This window comes from Amphritea sp. 1_MG-2023, from assembly GCF_030547545.1.
Taxonomy (GTDB): domain Bacteria; phylum Pseudomonadota; class Gammaproteobacteria; order Pseudomonadales; family Balneatricaceae; genus Amphritea.
This window is the reverse complement of the sequence record NZ_JAUOQE010000051.1, coordinates 1-22,060: the sequence shown is the minus strand read 5'-3', so window position 1 is coordinate 22,060 and position 22,060 is coordinate 1. Positions and strand designations below refer to the sequence as shown.

The window sequence follows — 22,060 nt, the reverse complement described above, 5'->3', positions numbered from 1 at the left end:
AAAGAGATTTTCTTGACTCGAATGGATGGATTGATGCCTTGGGGTCAACTTGAAGCCGTTATTGAACCCTTCTATCCAAAAGCAGGGAAAGAAAGAAGACCGTATCCGCTGTCGACGATGTTTCGTATTCACTGCATGCAGCATTGGTACAATATGAGCGACCCTGCCATGGAATATGCACTTTATGAAATCTTTTCAATGCGTTTGTTTGCCGGGTTGTCCTTGGACAGTGCAATTCCTGACCATACTACAATTATGAATTTTAGGCATTTATTGGAAAAGCATAAGCTGTCCCGTCAGCTGTTTAAGGAGGTCAATAAATGGTTATCCAGTGCAGGAATTTATTTAAAAGAAGGGACGATCGTTGATGCCACTATTATTGAAGCGGCTAGCTCAACGAAGAATAAGGCGAAAGCACGGGACCCCGAAATGCACCAGACTCAGAAAGGAAAGCAGTGGCTTTTCGGGTTAAAAGCCCATATTGGCGTCGACGCCAGAACAGGGCTAACTCACAGTTTAAGCACGACAGCCGCCAACGTACACGACATCACAGAAACAGAACATCTGCTTCATGGCGAGGAGACCTTTATCTCGGCGGATTCAGGTTATCGAGGCGCACAAAAATGAGAGGAACTAAAAGACATCGAGGCGGATTGGCTGATTGCGCTATTTATAAAAAGAAAGGGCCAAGTAAAGTACGTCTTCTCAAGAAACACCCGAGAATAAACAAGCAACCCATCCGAACGGAATACCTCAAAGCCAGTATCCGAGCAAAAGTAGAGCACCCGTTTCGGATCATAAAACGTCAGTTTGGTTTTAGGAAAGCCATCTATCGAGGACTGGCTAAAAACGATAACAAGTTGGCGATGCTGTTTGCCTTAGCCAATGTGTTTAGGGTTGACCAGATGATATGGGGGGCAAGGGGTTAATCCGTTTAAAATCCACTAAACAAGGCTAAATAAGCTTGTTTAGTAGTGAAAAGCATCAAAAAAGTAGCATCCTGTGCTTTTTTATTCGAAAGAGAGAGGTTGAGTGTTTTGCGACTTCTTAATCGCATCTTCCCTATCATCTGCGCTGGAAACCAGCGCCGACCTTGCAGTAGGCAGCTGACGATCTGTTGTAGCTTTTTTTCACAAACATGACGGGTAATCACCTCGGTTAAATCTTTTCCAAGAATTCCCTGGGTAGCCTCGTGATAAATGACATCATGAATAACAACGATCGGTAGATCCGTAAACGCTGCAGCTAACTCGGCCAACCCGGCACGACCACTACTACCAGGCAATCTGATATCCCAAAAAACTAATGGAGGTTGAAATCACTGATAGGTAGTTTCAATCTGCTGGAAAAGTGCGTCAAAGTTTTCGACCTTACTGATCTCGACTCGGGAATTGCAGGAACATATTGCTCGTTGCAGGGCTGAGGCAAAGATTGGATAGCTATCAGCAAGAATCACTTGCTTCATTTCATCATCAACCGTTTAACCAAGAAAAACTCATCTTTCGATGACGCCCCGACTTATAGATTCCTGGACAAATCGACAGCACATAACAAAATCGCAAATATTGCAGTAAAGTTAGATCCACGATTACTCCTTCATAGCAACGGATGACTCCGAATGCGGCTCGTAGAGCCCTTCGAAACGGGCACTCATGATGATAAATATCGCCATTACCAACGACACTACGACACTAAACCCGAACAGGCCGTCATGCCCCATTGCATCCATCACTTGGGAACTGATCAAAGGACCCAGTACCGCCCCGAACGAATAGAGCAACAGAAGGTTAGCTGCCACCGGAACTCGATCCTGTTGAGATACATGGTCATTTGCATGTGCATTGGAAAGAGTATAGATGGAAAGACTCAAGCCACCATAGATTGTCACCAGTATGAAAAGCGTCAGCCGCTCTTCCACCAAATCTGTGAGAAACAAACCACTGATTAGAGAGGTCCCCAACAGAAGCACAATGCTTACCCCTCGCCGGCCCAAGCGATCCGACACTCGACCAATGACAACCTGAACCAACAACGCTCCGATAACCCAGAGCCCCATAAAGAACGAGATATCTGACGTCGACAACCCGCTCTGAGCTCCGTAGACCGGACCTAGCCCATAAAACGCACCGCTAATCAGACCGCTAGTCACACAACCCATCGCCCCCGTCGGGCAGACACAAATCAACCTGATAATACTAAAACGCCCCGGACAACCTGACAGTGGTTTTGAACGACGTGAAAGCACCACCGGAATCAAGGCTAGAGAAAAAAGAACGCACATAATGGAATAGATTTTGAAATCATCAGCCGGAGCCAGATTCAACAGCAATTGACCTCCAGCCTGAGAGCAATAAAGGATAGTCATATACAAACCTAGCATCATACCCCGTTGCTGGTTCGAGGACGCACCGTTAAGCCAGGACTCAGAAACCATGAAAAGCCCCACGGCACAGGCGCCGCACACGATCCTTAGCACAGCCCATAGGGTTAGATCAAAAACCATTCCGAACGTCACTGCACAGACCGATAACAGGGATGCTAAGGCGGCATAAACCCGGATCTGGCCGACACTGGTTATAAGTCGAGGCATAATCAAGCAGCCAAGCCACTGCCCAGTAAAGTAACAGGACATGACGATCCCCACCATGGAGGACAGGTACCCCTCTTCGGCGACTCGCAAGGAGACTACCGTGTTAAACAGGCCGATGGCGAGCGACAACAACATCGTCGCAATCAGTAGCGCTAACACAGGCAAAAAAACCATCATAATAAACCTCATACGATCAAGTACAGCGCCACAAAAAAAAATCAAGAACCTTCTAAGTTCCATTTCCCCAAGCTACCGCACGCATAAGGCCATGACAGAAATTCAAATTTTGCCAAAGAATGATATACGCGACTTTGTACCCCTCGTTAAATACTGGATTAAAGCTCGAGAAGCCAAACTTGCTTTAAAGCTGTAAAAACACTGCTGCCTCATATGGCTACAACATTGAGTTAGTAGTATAAAAAGCACAGGTTCCGAAAGGCACCTGTGAAGGGTTCAGCGTTACAATAAAAAGCATGGCTCTGACTGTTAGATGCCGAATAGCTTGGCCCACAGTTTACAATCATCACAATGCCACGAAGCAAGAGAAAAAGTAGCGTCTAAACTTTTCACTGCAGCTGTCCTCTATCATAAGTAAGCAGCAGTGAACAAATATCATATTAATCGACATATTTGTTACAATTTTCGACATGGTTTATAATTTTCGAATATATTCAATTCGATAGGCTTTTGAACCAGATAAAAAAGCATCGCTCAAGGATTGATCGGCCCTTAGGATGAGCACGTCACTATTACTCATCGTTATGTCTAATGCCAGAAAAGGTACCAAAATTGTGAAACACTATTGTTTCTTGTTACTGCCTGAATTTAGTAACCTCTGTTTATTCAATTCAATAGAGCCTTTGCGGGCAGCAAACAGTTTTATTAATGGGCAGGGCTACCGATGGTCGCTGATCTCGATGGATGGCTCATCGGTAACAAGCTCCAGCAGCTTCGATATGCGAGTAGACTTCAGTGTTGATGAAATGCTTCTTACAGAACAACCTGATGCATTGATTGTGTTGGCAAGCTATAACTATCAACGCCACAGTTCCCAGGATGTAATACGTAAACTGCGCGCACTGAGGAGCAGGATACCGGTGCTTGGCGGGCTTGATGCAGGCAGTTATCCTTTGGCCAAAGCCGGATTATTAAACGGTTATCAAGCAACCATTCATTGGGCGGAAATTGATACCTTCATCGAGAAGTTCCATGAAATTATAGTCAGTAATAGTCGTTACGTTATCGACCGCAACCGAATTACCTCTGGCGGAGCAACCACCGCACTTGATCTGATGTTGGCAATCATCAGGAGGGACTTTGGCCAGGAGACTGCTATTGCTGTTTCGGAGCTGTTAATTTTTGACACTGAACGTTCCGGAAGTACTCCTCAAAGGGAACGTATTCCGGCCATGATTGAAAGTAAAATACCACGCCTAGCCAGAGCTATAAAATTAATGGAACGGAATATTGAGAGTCCACTGCCGATAAAGGAGATATCTAGCCTGACAGGAATTTCACAACGTCAACTAGAGCGCGACTTCAAAGAAAACCTCGGTACCACAGCTACACATTACTACTCAAGACTGAGGGTTATGTTTGCCCAGAGGCTGCTAACAGAAACAGGTTTAAGCATTACAGAGATTGCTATACGGGCTGGCTACACATCGCGAGCCTCTTTTATAAGGACGTATAAGGTCGTATTTAACAAGCGCCCTTCCGATGAGAGATACGGCTAAGGCTTTTATGATTAAGCCCCCCTGCATAAGATAATCCTAACCCTCATGATTTAAGGAGTGTTCGATAGATCACCAGCTCACCTTCGCCTACAGTGAATACTGTTTTAAGCGCAGCCAAATCCGAAAAGAGAAATTTCTAGGGCGTATGGAATCGAGATAAAATCAGTCTGTATGCCTGAAAGGACGTGTACATGATAAAAAAACGAGAAAATTGTGGCGTTTATGAGGCCGAATAGCTTTGGTATGTGCTACCGTTCAATTAGCAGGCATTAATTACAAAATTTTTAAATAGGTTTGATTGACAAATAAAAAGTCATCTATAGATAAACATTATCTCGTAGCAAAGACTAGGAAATCTAAAAAACGACGATAGAAGCATCGTCGTTTTTTATAAATAATACATTATAGATATGTCATTATGATTCTTTAAAAGTCATCCCCGGTTCTTCTATTGCAATCAATGCACTCTCATCATCTTCCGTAGCTTTAACTTTTAGATCATCAACTTGATACTCAGGATAATCTTCCTTCAGCCACTTTAATAGCGATAAGAAAGAAACCCCCATAATAAATACTAATGGGACACCCACTATTAAACTCGCCGTTTTTATCGGAGCCAAACCACCAGCGTTCATAAGTATCAGTCCAGTACCACCAAGTGCTATAGCCCAGAATAGACGATTTGATCGAGATGGCTCCTGGCCTTCTTTAAGCTCCTTTGATGTAATCGAGGCTAGTACATACGCTGAAGAATCAACTGTAGTACCAGAGTACACAAAGCCAACCAGAATAAATAGAGGAAGAATTAACCACTCCAGTGGTAATTGCATCAGAACCCCTAAAATAGCAACTGATGCACTTTCATCTTTGATTGTATCTATTACAGGGTACAGACCATTTAACTCTGCATACATTGTATTATTACCAAACAACATAAAGAACAACATACAACCAGCACTACCTGCAATTGTAACAGTTAATCCAATATCACGAAAAGTACGTCCTTTAGAAATTCGGGCAATAAAGATTCCCATATAAGGCCCATAAGCAACCCACCAGGCCCAATAGAATATTGTCCACCATTGAGGGAACATACTCTGACCAATAGCGTCTGTATAAAAGGTCATACGGGTAAACTCAGACAACATAAGACCAACGCTATCCGTAAATAGATTCAACATAAAATAAGTTGGGCCGCCTATAAAAACAATAGAGCAGAGGATTATCAGCGTAATAAGATTAATATCACTAAGTACTTTAATGCCTTTCTTCAAGCCCAGAGTAACAGAAGTTACAAAGATACAGGTCCAAACTACCACTACTGTGATATCAATTACGGGTGTATGAGCTACGCCAATTAACTGACTCAGAGCTTCGGCAAGCATGGGAGTACCCGAGGCTAGTGTTGTACCAGTACCTCCGACTAAACCAAAAACCAGCAAGATATCTATAATTTTACCGATAGTACCCTTGGAGTTCTTTTCACCAATGACACCGGCGCATGCAGTACTTAGCCTTAATCCACCTTTTTTCCGATTGTAATATGCGTAACCAATAGGGAAGGCTGTGAGGCTATAAAAAGCCCAGGCTAGAGGCCCCCAATGAAACATCCCGTACATGGCTGCATATTGAGCTGCAGCCTGACTCTTGGCCTCTAAACCAAAAGGAGGTGATGTATAATAATAGGTCCATTCAATTGATGACCAGTAAATTAACGATGTACCAATACCAGAACAGAAGAACATGGCAATCCAGCTAATTCGACTAAATTCGGGGCTAGCTTCAGCACCACCGAGCCTTACACTTCCGAATTTACCGAGCGATATCCAGATTACAGAGGCAAAGAAGATCACACCAGCCCAAATATAGACAAAACCAAATTGATTGGTTACAAAGTTAAAAATATTTTTAATTACACCCTGTGAGCTTTCCTCAAAAGTGATCATAAACATAATCACCGCTGTTACAACTAAACTAGCAGGCCAGAATATTTTTTTATCTATAGGTGCTTCTTTATTTAGCACCTCTCCATTTTTTTTTATTTCATTCATAATGTTTCCGCTTATTTTTATTTAATTAACTGGAAAAGCTTTTTACTATTAGTTTGTATTGAATTATTTAGTAGCCCCTCCATTCAGGGTCTCTTTTTTCCAAGAAAGCGTTAGCACCTTCAACGGCATCACTACTGTTAAGCATTTTCATAAAATGGGGCCACGACTCTTTTCTAAGTTCGTCATAGGACTCTTTAAATGTTAAGCGCTCTGTTAGATGAACCGCTTCTTTTACAGCCTCAAGTGATAGAGGCGCAGAGGACACTAATTCTTGAGCAAAACTACGGGCCGTTTCCATAAGCTGAGCCGCGGGAACTACATCATTAATAAGACCGAATGAAGCTAGCTCCTGAGCACTATGACGTCGCCCCATCATCAATATTTCCATAGCTTTTTGATGAGGTAATAGCTTAGGTAACATAAATGTTGCTATATCAGGTGCAATACCAATGCGAACTTCAGGTAGCATAAATTCCGCATGATCTGCCGCCAGTATAAAATCAGCACGCAATAACATTTCAAATCCAGCACCGACAGCCAGGCCATTTACAGCGCAAATCACAGGTTTATGAAGATCTTTCATTTCAGTAAATCCACAAAAGCCCCCCTCACCAAAATCACCGATGAACTCCTCACCACCTGCTACTGCATTCAGGTCCCAACCTGCAGAAAAAAACTTATCCCCGGTACCTGTAAGAATAGCCACTCTCAGGCTTGGGTCATCTCTGAATTCAGCAAACACCTTTCCCATATCTGCACTTAACTTGGCATCAATTGTATTTGCTTTAGGACGGTCCAAAACAATCTCTAGGATTTGTCCATTACGTGTAATCTTTAAATTCTTATTCATAAATGCTCCAAAGCGATACACCCAGAACCTAAAAAATTATGCTTTATCAAACCTGCACTACACGAGCGACAAGCTGCTTTATGACTACAGTCAAGTCTTTATCAATCAATAATGATTTATTAAAGAGACGCAAGCGCATAAAAAAGCGACATAATTGTATGATTTATCGACAAAGAAAGAATATTTCAGACTAAATACGCATCTAATAAGGACTAGTAAGACCGTCACTCAGTGACGCAATAAGAAAAGTCAAGACGAATCGGGGGAGGCCTGAAATAGGTTTGAGATTGAAGTGAGCTGAATTGGTTGACCAGTCTCTCCCTCTTGAGACTAGTGACTTGATGAAAAACGATAATAAATTAGACATGTTCGCTCTTGCTAACATTGCACGAGTCGATCAGATGTTAAGAGCATAGGGTTAGTCCGTCTGAATGCTAAGAAACCAGCATTCAGACCTAGAAATCAGAGGAATTAGCAGCGTCTTGTTCGGGATTAAGATAAAACAATGAAGTTAGACCGCATTTTGTAACTTAATCGCAGGTTCCTTCGTTGCCATTTGTTGTTGTATTCAACTTCAATTATCTGCTTTTTTGATGTATTTTTGTCGAATATGAAAACATTAATGTCTTTTAGTGTGACATTCTATTCTGTTTCCTTATTTACAATGATTTTTCTCTTACTTAGATATTCTGTGTTGTTTCACTATTTATAAAAAGTAGTTCCAGCTGCGAAAGTTGAGTTTGGCTGGTCTTGTCGAGATAGTCGCAGTCTATTTCTGTTCAGTTTGCTGGGATTTTTAATGGCGTTTAAGGATAAGTTGAAGCGGGATTAATGCCGTTTACTTAAGTGTTCTTAAAGCATTTATTAGTGTTTCTACATCAGAGCTTTCGTGAGAATAATTACAAATAAAGTTTTCGTATCAGGAGCTAATTAGTATGTCATTTTCTAGTTTTCTAAGGCCCCGAAGCATTGCTGTAATCGGAGGTCGTGAGGCCGAAGAGGTGGTTCGCCAGTGCATTAAGGCAGGCTTTAAAGGTGATATCTGGCCGGTACATCCGAAAAAGGATCAGGTGGAGGGGTTGCCTGTCTATCGTTCAGTACAGGATCTTCCTGCTGCTCCTGATGCTGCCTATGTCGCAGTAAACCGCAACCTGACAGTATCGATCATTGCGGAGCTTGCAGAGCTAGGTGCTGGTGGTGCGATCTGTTATGCCACTGGGTTCTCTGAATCCGGCGAAGAGGGACAGCAGCTCGAGCAGCGCCTGAGAGAAGCATCCGGTAATATGCCACTGCTGGGGCCTAACTGCTACGGCATGCTTAACTATCTGGATCAGGCGGCTCTGTGGCCTGATCAGCATGGTGGCGAGGCGGTAGAATCTGGGGTGGCGATCATTACTCAGTCATCCAATGTTGCGGTTAACTTCACTATGCAGCAACGTGGCTTGCCGCTGGCTTATGTTGTGTCATTGGGCAATAAGCTGAAGTTTGATCTACAGGATGCGATCCGTGAATTTGCGCAGCAGGATAGCGTGACAGCGATCGGGCTTTACATCGAGGGAATTAGCGACCCAGTTGCTTTTGAAAGTGCGGTCGATTTTGCCCGTGAACTGGGTAAGCCTGTAGTCGCGATCAAGTCAGGCCGATCCGATGCTGCGCAGAAAATGGCGCTTTCCCATACCGCCTCATTGGCTGGTTCCGATGAGCTGATCAACGCTCTGTTTTTCCGAGCAGGTGTAGGTCGGGTCTATTCAATGGAAGCTATGATCGAATCATTAAAGGTATTGCATCTTTATGGTCCGCTGGCCGGTTACAAGCTGGCCGCTATGAGTCCTTCCGGTGGTGATGGTGCGCTAGTAGCTGACGGGCTGGAAGATTCTCGGCTGGAGCTGGCAACCTTGTCGGAGCCTCATCATAAACAGGTGGAAGCAACCGTTCATGAACTGGTGACTGTATCCAATCCTTTTGATTATCAGCTATTTGACTGGGCTGACCAAGAGCGCCTGAAGGCCACATTTGCTGCGTTTATCGGCAGTGATTTCGATATCTCACTGTGCCTGTTTGATTATCCTCGTGGCGATCGTTGCGATGCCGCTGCCTGGATGCCTGCACAGAATGCGCTTATTGATGCAGTTGCCGAAACCGGTGCCCGTGGCGCGGTGTTGTCGATGCTGCCGGAAGATATGCCGGAACAAACCGCCAAGTTGTTGATGGCTAAGGGCGTTGTGCCTTTGGCTGGCCTTGATGCCAGCTTGCAGGGTATTGAAGCTGCTGCCGATATTGGCCGAGCCTGGAGTCAACCAAAGGCCTTGCCGCTGCTAAAAGCCAAACCTGATTTCAATACCGAAGAGCTGAAAGTGTTGGATGAGGCGGAATCCAAGCGCCGCCTGGCCAGTTATGGGCTGAGTGTGCCTGATAGCCGGATTGTCACTGCTACCGGGCAGGCCGCGGATGCTGCTGCAGAGCTGGGTTACCCGTTGGTGGTTAAGGCCCTGGGGGTGGCGCATAAAACGGATGTTGGGGCAGTGAAACTGAACCTGACAAATGCTGACCAGGTGAGTGAGGCGGTGCAGCAGATGGCACATCTGGCCGATCGTTTCCTGATCGAGAAGATGGTCGATGATGTGGTCGCAGAAGTGATAGTCGGTGTGGTACGCGATGAGCAGTTTGGTCCTTACCTGGTGGTTGGTGCCGGTGGCGTACTGGTGGAAATTATGCGTGACAGCAAGTCTCTGTTGCTACCGGTAGCTAGCGAGGAGATCAGGGCTGCGCTGATGCAACTGAGAAGTGCTGCGCTGTTTAAGGGTTTCCGTGGCAAAGCTGAAGCCGACATTGACGCGGCAGTGGATGCGGTCGTATCGATTGCCCGGTTCGTGCAGGAAAACTTTGATCAGATTGCGGAGCTGGATGTTAATCCACTGCTGTTACGGGCCAAAGGTAAAGGTGCAGTAGCGGCTGATGCCCTGTTGCGGATAGCAGAATAAATGGCTGTCAGCAGAATCCAATAATAACGAATAAACAGCTTCGCATCATTAAAATGATGTCTGAGCAGGAGACACAGATGAACGAATTCTTACATGTAACCCGTAACGGACAGATCCTTGAAATTGTGTTGGATCGTCCAAAAGGAAACGCCATTGACGCTAAGCTGAGTCGCGAAATGGGCCAGGTGTTTGCAGAGTTTCGGGATGATCCGGAGCTGCGGGTGGCAATTCTGACCGGAGCCGGTGAAAAGTTTTTCTGCGGCGGCTGGGACCTGAATGCGGTTGCCGATGGTGAAGAATACACCGGTGACTTCGGTGAAGGTGGCTTTGGCGGTTTTCCAGAGATGGACAGCCTGCTGAAACCGGTGATCTGTGCCGTTAACGGTTATGCCCTGGGTGCCGGATTTGAAATGCTGCTGCGCTCTGACTTTATTGTTGCTGCTGATAATGCCCAGTTCTGGTTGCCGGAAGCGCAACTGGGTGTGGCTCCAGATATCGCGAGCTTTCTGTTACCAAAAATGATGTCTCGGGTGAAGGCGATGGAAATTCTTCTCGCTGGCAAGCGCTTAACCGCTGACGATGTTGCTGAACTTGGTCTGGTGAACAGTGTAGTACCGCAGGCTGAGTTGATGGATGAGGCCCGGAAACTGGCGCAACAGATCATGAAGTCGGCGCCGTTATCGGTGGCTGCTATTAAAGAAGTGATTCGTGAAACCGAACAGCTCTCATTCAATGAGTGTTATCGGGATCTTCGTGAAGGTGTCTGGCCGGAGTTCAGCAAAATGCTGGCCAGTGATGATGCGACTGAAGGTGCAAAAGCATTTCAGGATCGTAGGGATCCAGCCTGGAAAGGGCAATGAGATTGGAATTCTCAACTAAACATTAATAACAACAGATGAGTTAGAGGTTATCACCGATGGATTTTCAACTGACTGAAGAGCACCAGATGCTGATTGATTCTGTCAATGCCTTTGTCGAAAAAGAGCTGCTGCCCTATGAAGCAGAAGTAGATATCAAGGGTGAGGTGCCAGCAGAGCTGGCAGAACAGATTCGAAATAAGGCACTGGAGGCTGGTTTTTACGCCTTCAATATGCCTGAAGAAGTAGGTGGTCCGGGGCTTGATTACGTATCCCAGGCCCTGATTGAACGTGAGCTGTCCAAGGTCAGTTGGGCGCTGCACGTTTATGTTGCCCGTCCAAGTAAGATCCTGATGGCCTGTAAGGGCGATCAGATTGAAGAATACCTGCTGCCTTGCGTGCGCGGTGAGAAAAGTGATTGTTTTGCCCTGACTGAGCCGGATGCCGGTTCTGATGCGGCAGGTATCAAAACCCGTGCAGTCAAGGATGGTGATGACTATGTCCTGAAGGGTAGTAAGCATTTCATCAGCCATGCCGGCGATGCGGACTTTGCCATCGTATTCGCCGTGACTGGTGTCAGCGAAGTGAATGGACGTCAGCGTAATGAAGTGACAGCTTTCCTGGTTGATACCGACACTCCGGGGCTGGATATCCGTAAAGGACCGGTATGTGTCAGTAACCGCGGTTATCACCAATATGAACTGTTCTTCGATGACTGCCGCGTTCCGGCCAGTAAGGTGCTGGGTGAGATCGGCAAAGGCTGGACAGTGGCTAACGACTGGCTGACGGCTGGCCGGGTGATGGTTGCCGCGAACTGTGTTGGTCAGTCACAACGGGCGATGGATCTGTCGATCGAATGGGCTGCTGAGCGTAAGCAGTTTGGCAAGGCGATCGGTAAAAACCAGGGCGTTTCTTTCAAGCTGGCGGATATGGCGACGAAGATCCGGGCGGCAGACCTGCTGACCCTATTTTCTGCCCAGAAAATGGATCTTGGCACTATGACCGATGGCGATGCCGGTATGGCTAAGCTGTTTGCCAGTGAAACTCTGGCCCAGGTCACCGATGAAGCGGTTCAGATCTTTGGTGGGATGGGGCTGATGGATGAATTACCACTGGAGCGGTTGTGGCGTAACGCCCGAATCGAGCGTATCTGGGAAGGTACTTCCGAGATTCAGCGACACATTATCTCCCGTGAACTGTTGCGTGCCCACGAGGCATAAAACAGTTTCTGGTTTGGCTGGGCGCCTTGCGGGGCGCTGGTTTTAAGGAATACGCAGATGCAAGAGTTAATCAGGTTCGAGTGCGATAAGCAGGTCGCTACGCTCACCATAAATCGGCCGAAGGAACTTAACTCTCTGTCCGAAGCGGCATTTCTTGAACTGAAGCAGGCTCTGCTGAGCCTGCACCAAAACCAGGACATAAAGCTGGTGGTACTCAGGGGAGAGGGAAAGGCATTTTGTGCCGGTGGCGATATTGGTTTCTTTTCCCGCATAGTCACTTTACCTGTGGCTGAGCGTGCCGATGCGGTGCGCGGCTATATCGGACTGGCCCATGAAGTGGTTGAGCTGTTGGCGGGCTTGCCAGTACCACTGATGGTCGTCGTGCAGGGGGCCGCTGCAGGCTTCGGCCTCAGTCTTTGCTGCCTTGCTGACCTGCTGGTGGTGACGGATAACAGCCGCTTTGTACCAGCCTATATCGGCCTGGGGGCGACCCCGGATGGTGGCTTGTCGCTGACTTTGCCAGGGAAGATCGGCCGTGGCCGGGCAACACAACTGTTGCTCAGTAACAGTAGCTTTGATGCTCATCAGGCTGAGTCCTGGGGGCTGGCCAGCACAGTAATTGCAGCTGAAGAGCTGGACAACACAGTGCAGAACTACGCACATAAGATTGCTGAAAATCCAGGGACTGCAGTAAGTAATACCCTGCAGTTACTGAAACAGAAACAGCTAGCTGAACTGAAAACTCGATTGCAGCACGAGTTGGAATCTTTTGCCGTTTGTGCTGCGACAGCTGATTTCGAAGAAGGCGTTAATGCTTTCACTAATCAGCGCAAGCCGCAGTTCAGCTAATCCGGTTAGAGCCCGGAGCTGAACTAAGAAAAATATACAAAATAAGAATTGTTGTATTGGTTTACATCAATGAGGAGTCGAGCATGTTAAAAACACGGGTAACTGAACTATTCAACATCGAGCACCCGGTTATTCAGGGTGGAATGCAGCGTGTATCCACTGCAGAGCTGGTATCGGCTGTGGCGAATGCCGGCGCTTTGGGTTTTCTGAGTGCGTTAACTCAGCCGACCCCGGAAGCATTGGCGGCGGAGATAAAACGTACCCAGTCAATGACCGATAAGCCTTTTGGTGTCAACCTGACAATCCTTCCGACCCTAACTCCACCACCTTATGAAGAGTATGCACGGGTGATCGCTGAGTCTGGCGTTAAAGTGGTAGAAACAGCCGGTCGCAGTCCGGAACCTTTTATGCAGTTGTTCAACGAGGCGGGCATTAAAGTGATTCATAAATGCACCTCTGTGCGCCATGCCAAAAAAGCTCAGGCCGTTGGCTGTGCAGCAGTCACCATTGATGGTTTTGAAGCCGCCGGTCACCCGGGTGAAGATGATATCCCATCCCTGGTACTGGTGCCCAGATCAGTAGATGAGCTGGATATTCCAGTGATTGCCTGTGGCGGTTTCAGTGATGGTCGTAGCTTGGCAGCAGCGCTGGCGCTGGGAGCTGATGCCATCAGTATGGGGACCCGTTTTGTCGGTACTCAGGAGAGTCCGGTACACAACAATCTTAAGCAGAAATTGGTAGAAGCATCTGAACTGGATACGCAGCTTATCTTCCGTAAGTTTCGCAATACTGCTCGGGTATTTAAGAACAGTGTTTCCGTAGAAGTTGCTGAAATTGAAAGCCGAGAAGGCACCGAGTTCTCAGATGTTGCTGAGCTAGTAGCAGGTAAGCGCGGCGCAGTGGTGCTGGAAACCGGCGAAATGGAACAAGGCATCTGGTGGGCAGGTATCTCTGCTGGCCTTATCTATGACGTACCTACTGTAGCGCAATTGGTAACTCGCATTGTTGATGATGCGCAGGAAATTATTACCGGGCGTCTGGCTGCATTTACTAAATAATAACCGGATAACCAGGAGAATAATTATGTTGAATCAGGTTTATATCGTATCCGGAACCCGCACAGCAATTGCTGATTATGGCTCTGGTCTGAGTAAGTATGCACCAACACAGCTGGCAACTGCCGTGACCCGGGAAGCTATTGAGCGTTCAGGTATTGCTGCCGGAGAGTTTGAGCAGGCGGTATTTGGTAATGTGCTTCATACCGAAGCAAGGGATATGTACATATCCCGCGTAGCAGCAATTGAAGCGGGCATGCCGGTTCACTCCCGTGCGCTGACTCTAAACCGACTGTGTGGTAGCGGTTTGCAAGCCATTATTACAGCCACCCAGATGTTACAGCTGGGTGATGCTGCGACTGCAGTTGCCGGGGGGGCAGAAAGCATGACAAATGCTGGTTACCTGCTACCGAATCTACGCTTTGGTAAACGTATGGGCGATGCTCAGGCAATCGATATGATGACCGGTGTACTAACTGATCCGTTCGGTAATGGCCATATGGGAATAACTGCAGAAAATGTTGCTCGTGAATACGGTATTAGCCGGGATCAGCAGGATGAATATGCATTGTTAAGCCACCAAAGGGCTGCCACAGCAATCAGCTCTGGTCATTTTGATTCACAGATTCTGCCACTGGAAGTAAACCCGCGGCGTCCCGGCAAGCTATTTCGTCAGGATGAACATGTGCGTTCGAACCCGGCAAGTGAAGACTTTTCCAGCCTTCGCCCGGCGTTTGAACGTGATGGAACAGTTACACCAGGCAATGCCTCCAGCCTGAATGATGGTGCCGCAGCAGTCACACTGGTAACAGAAGCAGCGGTGAATAACCTTGGGGTGAAACCTCTGGCTAGAATTGTAGCGTACGGCCATTCCGGAGTTGCTCCGGAAGTGATGGGCATGGGGCCGGTAGATGCTGTGCATCAGGTACTGGATCGGGCCGGTTTAAGTCTTACTGATATAGATTTGATTGAGTCCAACGAAGCTTTTGCTGCCCAGGCATGTGCAGTTGCGTCGCAGCTGGATTTCCCTGCTGAGAAAGTGAATCCAAATGGTGGTGCAATTGCGCTGGGCCATCCAATTGGCGCCACTGGTGCGATTCTGGTGGTTAAAGCACTCTATGAGTTGCAACGTACCAATGGTCGCTATGGCCTTATCACTATGTGTATCGGTGGCGGTCAGGGCATTGCCCTTATCATCGAGCGGCAATGATATCGCTTGTGGTTTAACCACCAGCTTTAATACACCTTAAACTTTTTTTAATACTATGCATGTCGGGCTTAGTGATTTAAATCTCAAGCCCGGGGATGCCGTGTTTCTGATCTCAGCACTAAGAGGGCACGAACAATGTTCGCAGGCAATAAAATAACAATCCAACGGCTGGAGTCCGGCATTGTCGAGCTGAGCTTTGATGCCCGCAATGCCAGTGTAAATACATTTAATACAGAGACTCTGAGTGAATTAAAACAGGCTCTGAAAAAACTTTCTGATTCGCCAGATATCAGTGGCTGTTTAATAACCAGTATGAAACCGACTTTCATCGTCGGAGCTGATATAGCCGAGTTTAGCGAGTGTTTTACTCGCAGCCCTGTAGAGCTTAAACAATGGTTAATGGCAACCCATGAGCTGTTTAGTACACTTGAGAACTTACAGTACCCTACGGTTTCAGCTATTAACGGTATGGCGTTAGGCGGTGGATTTGAACTGGCCCTAGCTACAGATTTTCGAGTTTTGGCTGAAGATGCCCGTGTCGGCTTGCCGGAAGTTAACCTAGGAATATGTCCTGGGTGGGGTGGAACCGTTCGCCTGAGTCGACTGATCGGGGTTGAGGCCGCATTGCCGTGGATGTTGCAAGGTAAACCGCAGAAAGCTGCTGCTGCGTTTCAGGCCGGGGCGGTGGACCGTGTCGTACCGGCTGGCGAATTACGGCAGGCGGCGCTGGAGCTGCTCGGTCAGGCGATCTCCGGTGAATTGTGTTACACCAAAAAGAGTATGCGCAAGCAGGAGCCTGAAAATAATTGTTTAACCCCGAACTCTGGGCTTACGGCTATTATTGAAAATCAAAACCGCAGGCTGGATCCTGATTATCCGGCTGCGGGAGCCATTCTGAATATGGTGATACAGCATGCGGGTCTGCCATTTCAGCAGGCGCTGGATGTTGAGGCTGAGTGTTTTGTCGGTCTGGCTCAAAGTGAGACAGCGAAAAGCCTGATTGGTCTGTTCTTTAATGATCAGTTGCTGAAGAAAAAGGCTAGGGACTGGTGTGAAAAAGCCGAGCCGGTGAAGCAGGCTGCTGTCTTAGGCGCTGGAATTATGGGAGGAGGCGTGGCGTTCCAGTCAGCTTCTACCGGTACTCCGATTCTGATGAAAGATATTCGTGACGAAGCGCTTGAGCTTGGTACTAAAACTGCAGAAAAACTGTTGGATAAACGTATTGAAAAGGGGCGTTTGGACATTACCGGAAAAGAGCGGGTAATGGATGCGATTCATCCCACTCTGAATTACAGTGATTTTGCTGCAGTTGATCTGGTAGTTGAAGCGGTAGTCGAGAACCCGGATATAAAAGCTGCAGTACTGAGTGAAGTTGAGAGCAGCGTTGCTGAATCTGCTGTAGTGGCTTCCAATACTTCTACGATATCCATCGATCTGCTGGCACAAAACGTGAAACGACCGGAAATGTTGTGTGGAATGCATTTCTTCAATCCGGTTCATCTGATGCCGCTGGTCGAGGTGATTCGTGGTAGCAAAACTTCAGATAAAGCTATTTCCCGTACGGTTGCTTATGCGATGTCGATGGGCAAGACCCCGATAGTAGTAAATGACTGCCCCGGATTTTTGGTGAACCGCATTCTTTTCCCTTACTTTAATGGATTTAATCGGTTACTGCTGGACGGTGTGGATTTCCAGCGTATCGACCAAGTGATGGAACAGTTTGGCTGGCCGATGGGACCTGCGTATCTGGCCGATGTGGTGGGCATAGATACAATGGTTCATGCCGATCAGGTGCTTCAGGCAGGCTTTCCTCAGCGGATGAAACATGCCGGCACGGTGATTATGGAGGAGTTGCTTGCTGAAGGTTGTCTAGGTCAGAAAAGTGATCGGGGTTTTTATGCCTATGGTGTGAGTGACAGTGGTCGCCGATATCGTGAGCCGACCGCACTGGCTAAAGATCTAACAGTTATTCATCGACAGGATAATGTTCAGGTCAGCGATCAGGATATTATAGATCGGATGATGATTCCGCTCTGCCTTGAGGCGGTTCGCTGTCTTGAGGATGGCATCGTAGATACTGCCGCAGAGGTAGATATGGGGTTGATTATGGGACTGGGCTTTCCCCGCTTTAGAGGGGGCGCTTTACGCTATATTCAGTCAGTTGGGTTGGGGGAATTTTGTTCCCGGGCCGATAGGTACAGCCAGTACGGCGCGCTCTATGAGGTGACAGAGGGACTGCGTGAAAGGATGGCTAACGCGCGGATGTTCTATTCCTAACACAGTTATCAGCATGTCCTTGAGTTGAAGTACCCAGCAAGGATATGCAAACAAAAATAAAAAAGTTCAGCCCGGCGTCGGGTTGAATAGATTGAACTCTGCAGAGGGGGTTTTATGAAGGTATTAGTTACAGTTAAACGAGTGATCGACTACAACGTCAAAGTGCGGGTTAAATCAGATCATTCCGATGTGGATCTGGGCAATGTGAAGATGGCTCTGAATCCGTTTTGTGAAATAGCGGTGGAAGAAGCGGTACGTCTGAAAGAGGCCGGTTCTGCAGCAGAAGTTGTCGTAGTGTCTGTAGGACGGAAGGCTTGTCAGGAACAGGTTCGAACAGCGCTTGCGCTGGGGGCGGACCGAGGTATTCATATTGAGACCGAGGCTTCGCCGGAATCTCTTAATGTTGCAAAACTGCTAGCCAAAGTGGTCGAGCATGAACAACCTGATCTGATCATCACGGGTAAGCAGGCTATTGATAGCGACAATAATCAGACCGGACAGATGTTGGCTGCGCTGCTGAATTTGCCGCAGGGTACTTTTGCTTCTGAACTGAAGCTGACGGATGGCACTGTTAATGTGACCCGTGAAGTGGACGGAGGGCTGCAGACTGTCGCACTGAAATTGCCTGCGATTGTTACTACAGACCTGCGTTTGAATGAGCCACGCTATGCTTCACTGCCTAATATTATGAAAGCCAAGCGAAAACCGTTGGAAGTTAAAACGCCAGCAGACTTGGGAGTTGAGACCAAAACGCATACTAAATTAGTGAAAGTGACCCCGCCAGCAGAGCGTCAGGGTGGGATTACGGTCAGCAGCGTTGATGAGCTGGTTGAAAAACTGAAGTACGATGCAAAAGTTATTTAAGGGGGTGATCGAATGGCTATTCTGATTATTGCGGAACACGATAACAGCACCCTTAAAGGTGCAACTCTGAATGCGGTGGCAGCAGCTTGCCAGATTGATGCAGATCTTGATCTGCTGGTGGCGGGTGCAGAATGTCAGGCAGTTGCTGAACAAGCGTCCAAAGTTATGGGGGTTAGTAAGGTATTGCTTGCGGATCATAGCGCTTATGAGCATCAATTGGCAGAAAACCTGTGCGAACTGGTTGTTGAGCTGAGCCGGAACTACAGCCATGTGATTGCTCCTGCAACCTCTAATGGTAAGAATGTGCTGCCACGGGTGGCGGCACTTTTGGATGTAGCACAGATCTCGGATATCACATCGGTTGAATCTGAAGATACATTTCAGCGGCCGATCTATGCTGGTAATGCAATTGCGACAGTGCAGTCTCAGGATCCGATAAAGGTTCTGACCGTTCGTGGAGCGGCATTTGATGCAGCTGTTGCGGAAGGTGGTGCAGCTGAAATAGTGGCAATCGCTACAGTCTGCAATGACGAGCTTTCCAGCTTTGTTGGTGAAGAGGTTGCGGTGTCTGACCGCCCTGAGCTGACTGCAGCGAAAGTTGTTATTTCAGGTGGGCGTGGTATGGGTAACGGTGAAAACTTCAGTTTGCTGGAGAAGGTCGCAGATAAGCTGGGCGCCGCGGTGGGTGCTTCCCGTGCAGCGGTTGATGCCGGCTTTGTACCTAATGATATGCAGGTGGGGCAGACCGGTAAGATCGTAGCACCTGAGCTGTATATCGCGGTGGGGATTTCCGGTGCGATCCAGCACCTGGCCGGGATGAAAGATTCAAAAGTGATCGTGGCGATCAATAAGGATGAGGAAGCGCCTATCTTCCAGGTGGCTGATTATGGTCTCGTTGCAGATCTGTTTGAAGCTGTGCCGGAGCTGGAAGCCAAACTTTGACCTTTTGTCTGCCTAGCGACTGATTGTTAATGATTCGGGCCGTTCTGGTCCGGATTATCTAGTGTTCGTCCAGAAACGGAGCCGTTGCCGGTATCTGTTTCTGGATGGTCACTAATTATTACTGGAAATTTAAGGTTATACATATGCGCGAATCTATGGAATTTGACGTTGTCATTGTTGGCGCCGGTCCCGCTGGGCTTTCAACTGCCTGCCGCCTGATGCAACAGGCCAACGACGCAGGCCAGGAACTAAGCGTCTGCGTGGTAGAAAAGGGTTCTGAAGTGGGCGCGCATATTCTGTCCGGTGCGGTGGTTGAACCCCGGGCCCTGAACGAACTTTTCCCTGACTGGAAAGAAATGGGTGCACCGCTCAAAACCGAGGTCACTGAAGATCGGATCTATCTGCTCAAAGATGATCAGAAAAGCAGCAAGATTCCCAATTTTCTGGTGCCGAAAACCATGCACAACCACGGCAACTACATTGCCAGCGTGGGTAACCTTTGCCGCTGGCTGGCGGAACAGGCGGAACAGCTGGGTGTAGAAGTATTCCCGGGCTTTCCCGCCTCGTACATCATCTACGGCGATGATGGCCAGGTAGCCGGCATCGGCACCGGCGATATGGGCCTTGACGAAGAGGGCAATCAGAAAGACACTTATATGCCGGGTATGGACCTACTGGCTAAGTACACGGTCTTTACTGAAGGTTGTCGCGGTCACCTGGGTAAGGAACTGATCGCCAAATATCAGCTGAATGCTGGTAAAGATGCCCAGCATTACGGCATCGGTATCAAAGAGCTATGGGATATAGACCCAGCTAAACATGAGCCGGGCTTGGTTCTGCATGGTACCGGTTGGCCTCTCTCATTCAAAGAATCTGAAGGTGGCGCCAGCGGTGGTTTCTTTCTCTACCATGCAGAGGATAACCAGGTGGTAGTTGGTCTGATTACTGACTTGAACTATGATAACCCGCACTTGAGCCCGTTCGACGAGTTCCAACGTATGAAACATCATCCGCTGATTGCTGACACGCTGACAGGCGGTAAACGAGTTTCCTATGGTGCCCGTGCTATTACCAAAGGCGGTTATAATGCCCTACCGAAGATGAGCATGCCCGGCGCGTTGTTACTGGGTTGCGATGCTGGCACTCTGAACTTCTCCAAGATCAAGGGCACTCATACCGCGATGAAGTCCGGTATGGTCGCCGCTGAGACATTGTTTGAGGTTCTAAAGATTAGCAATGAAGGCGGCCAGAATCTGACCGCCTACGGCGATAACTTCAAAGACTCCTGGGTATATGAAGAGCTGTATACGAGCCGTAACTTCGGTCCTGCACTTCATAAATACGGTACTGTTATTGGTAGCGCGCTGAATTATATCGATCAGAATATTGTCAGCCTACCATTTACCATCCATGACAACTATCCAGATTATAACCAGCTGAAATCGGCTAATGCATACTCGCCGATTGACTACCAAAAACCGGATGGTGTGCTGAGCTTCGATAAGCCATCCTCTGTATTCCTGTCCAATACTAATCATGAGGAAAGCCAGCCTTGTCACCTGCAGTTGAGTGACTATTCGATTCCATTGGGAAAGAATCTGATAATGTTCGACGAACCGGCGCAACGCTACTGTCCAGCTGGGGTTTATGAGGTGATCGAGGGTGAGAAGGGTAGTAAGCAGTTCCAGATCAACTCGCAGAACTGCCTACACTGTAAGACCTGCGATATTAAAGATCCGACCCAGAACATCACTTGGGTGACGCCGGAAGGCGGAGGCGGTCCGAACTATCCGAATATGTGATAATTATTAATTAGTTTAACCTCTTGAGGTCCCAGACCGCATGCTTCCTTAAGTGCCTTCGGGCACCTTAATGAGATGGTTCCCCTCGCTTTTAACCAGCTATGCTGGAAAGGTGACGAAACCAACAAGGAGAACCATCTCATGTATATCAAAGTCCTTGGAATCGATTTAGACAAGTCTTCTTTTCATTTAATGGGTCGTGACGCCCAAGATCAGCAAGTTTGCAAAAAGAAACTCTCGCGTCAAAAACTCATTACGTTTATCGCTCAACTCCCACCATGTCTCATTGCATTTGAGGCCTGCGGCGGTGCTCATTGGTTAGGTCGCTTCTGCTTGGATTATGGTCATGACGTTCGATTAATCCCACCTCAATACGTTAAGCCTTTCGTTAAAGGCAACAAAAATGACTTTATCGATGCATTGGCGATTACTGAAGCGGCCCCTCGCCCTGACATGCGCTTTGTCGCCGTTAAGTCGATTGAGTCACAAAGTCAGCTCATCGTACACCGAGTGCGTGAAGGCTTTGTCGCCGATCGTACCGCCTGTATGTCGCGTATAGGTGCGTTATTATTAGAGTTTGGATTATCTTTCCCGCGTGGGCACTCGGCCATGAAAAGACTGTTTTCATGGTTAAGTATGCAAAAAGTAGCACTATGCCCAGCCATTATTGGTGAGCTTCAGGTGATGCATGATCACTACGGTTATTTAAATGAAAAAATCGCCGCTCAGGACGCATAAACCGTTAAACAGGTTAAGGAGAGTAGTCGTTGTCAGCT

General features: G+C 47.7%; 16 protein-coding genes and 1 pseudogene. 13 read left to right on the top strand and 4 right to left on the bottom strand.

What is annotated here, in order from left to right:
- Positions 1–929 (top strand): annotated as a pseudogene (locus Q4488_RS18035) (IS5 family transposase); the annotation flags it as partial.
- Between the two features lie 5 nt (positions 930–934).
- On the opposite strand, the gene Q4488_RS18030 reads toward Q4488_RS18035, so the two are convergent.
- Positions 935–1,285, bottom strand: coding sequence for a hypothetical protein (locus Q4488_RS18030; RefSeq protein WP_303581874.1), 351 nt, complete (start codon positions 1,283–1,285; stop codon positions 935–937).
- A gap of 303 nt (positions 1,286–1,588) precedes the next feature.
- Entirely contained in the window at positions 1,589–2,767 is a 1,179-nt protein-coding gene (locus Q4488_RS18025) for an MFS transporter (RefSeq protein ID WP_303581873.1), read from the bottom strand.
- A gap of 557 nt (positions 2,768–3,324) precedes the next feature.
- Here Q4488_RS18025 and Q4488_RS18020 point away from each other — a divergent pair.
- A complete protein-coding gene (locus Q4488_RS18020) occupies positions 3,325–4,326 on the top strand; it encodes a GlxA family transcriptional regulator (RefSeq protein WP_303581872.1) in 1,002 nt (333 codons plus the stop codon).
- 416 nt (positions 4,327–4,742) lie between these two features.
- Here Q4488_RS18020 and Q4488_RS18015 read toward each other — a convergent pair whose 3' ends face one another.
- Both Q4488_RS18015 and Q4488_RS18010 read right to left on the bottom strand, forming a co-directional pair.
- Positions 4,743–6,377, bottom strand: a complete 1,635-nt coding sequence (locus tag Q4488_RS18015; RefSeq protein WP_303581871.1) for a BCCT family transporter — start codon at positions 6,375–6,377, stop codon at positions 4,743–4,745.
- Between the two features lie 67 nt (positions 6,378–6,444).
- A complete protein-coding gene (locus Q4488_RS18010; RefSeq protein WP_303581870.1) occupies positions 6,445–7,227 on the bottom strand; it encodes an enoyl-CoA hydratase-related protein in 783 nt (260 codons plus the stop codon).
- Positions 7,228–8,162: 935 nt separating this feature from the next.
- On the opposite strand from Q4488_RS18010, the gene Q4488_RS18005 reads away from it, so the two are divergent.
- From Q4488_RS18005 to Q4488_RS17955, 11 genes are all read left to right on the top strand, one after another.
- A complete protein-coding gene (locus tag Q4488_RS18005; protein WP_303581869.1) occupies positions 8,163–10,208 on the top strand; it encodes an acetate--CoA ligase family protein in 2,046 nt (681 codons plus the stop codon).
- Positions 10,209–10,285: 77 nt separating this feature from the next.
- Positions 10,286–11,068 (top strand): enoyl-CoA hydratase-related protein, encoded by a 783-nt coding sequence (locus Q4488_RS18000; RefSeq protein ID WP_303581868.1) that lies wholly within the window; start codon positions 10,286–10,288, stop codon positions 11,066–11,068.
- 56 nt (positions 11,069–11,124) lie between these two features.
- On the top strand, positions 11,125–12,285 hold the full coding sequence (locus Q4488_RS17995) for an acyl-CoA dehydrogenase family protein (RefSeq protein WP_303581867.1): 1,161 nt from the start codon (positions 11,125–11,127) through the stop codon (positions 12,283–12,285).
- Between the two features lie 57 nt (positions 12,286–12,342).
- Positions 12,343–13,134, top strand: a complete 792-nt coding sequence (locus Q4488_RS17990; RefSeq protein WP_303581866.1) for an enoyl-CoA hydratase/isomerase family protein — start codon at positions 12,343–12,345, stop codon at positions 13,132–13,134.
- An 83-nt stretch (positions 13,135–13,217) separates the two neighbouring features.
- Positions 13,218–14,192 (top strand): nitronate monooxygenase family protein, encoded by a 975-nt coding sequence (locus tag Q4488_RS17985; protein ID WP_303581865.1) that lies wholly within the window; start codon positions 13,218–13,220, stop codon positions 14,190–14,192.
- A 25-nt stretch (positions 14,193–14,217) separates the two neighbouring features.
- Entirely contained in the window at positions 14,218–15,399 is a 1,182-nt protein-coding gene (gene bktB, locus Q4488_RS17980; RefSeq protein WP_368411595.1) for a beta-ketothiolase BktB, read from the top strand.
- A 135-nt stretch (positions 15,400–15,534) separates the two neighbouring features.
- Complete coding sequence (gene fadB, locus Q4488_RS17975; protein ID WP_303581864.1) at positions 15,535–17,676, top strand: fatty acid oxidation complex subunit alpha FadB; 2,142 nt, start codon at positions 15,535–15,537, stop codon at positions 17,674–17,676.
- Positions 17,677–17,790: 114 nt separating this feature from the next.
- Positions 17,791–18,540, top strand: a complete 750-nt coding sequence (locus Q4488_RS17970) for an electron transfer flavoprotein subunit beta/FixA family protein (protein ID WP_303581863.1) — start codon at positions 17,791–17,793, stop codon at positions 18,538–18,540.
- Positions 18,541–18,552: 12 nt separating this feature from the next.
- Positions 18,553–19,482: an electron transfer flavoprotein subunit alpha/FixB family protein gene (locus Q4488_RS17965; RefSeq protein ID WP_303581862.1), complete on the top strand. Its 930-nt coding sequence runs from the start codon at positions 18,553–18,555 to the stop codon at positions 19,480–19,482.
- A 143-nt stretch (positions 19,483–19,625) separates the two neighbouring features.
- Complete coding sequence (locus Q4488_RS17960; protein WP_303581861.1) at positions 19,626–21,284, top strand: electron transfer flavoprotein-ubiquinone oxidoreductase; 1,659 nt, start codon at positions 19,626–19,628, stop codon at positions 21,282–21,284.
- 141 nt (positions 21,285–21,425) lie between these two features.
- A complete protein-coding gene (locus Q4488_RS17955; protein WP_303581860.1) occupies positions 21,426–22,022 on the top strand; it encodes an IS110 family transposase in 597 nt (198 codons plus the stop codon).
- Positions 22,023–22,060: the final 38 nt, after the last annotated feature.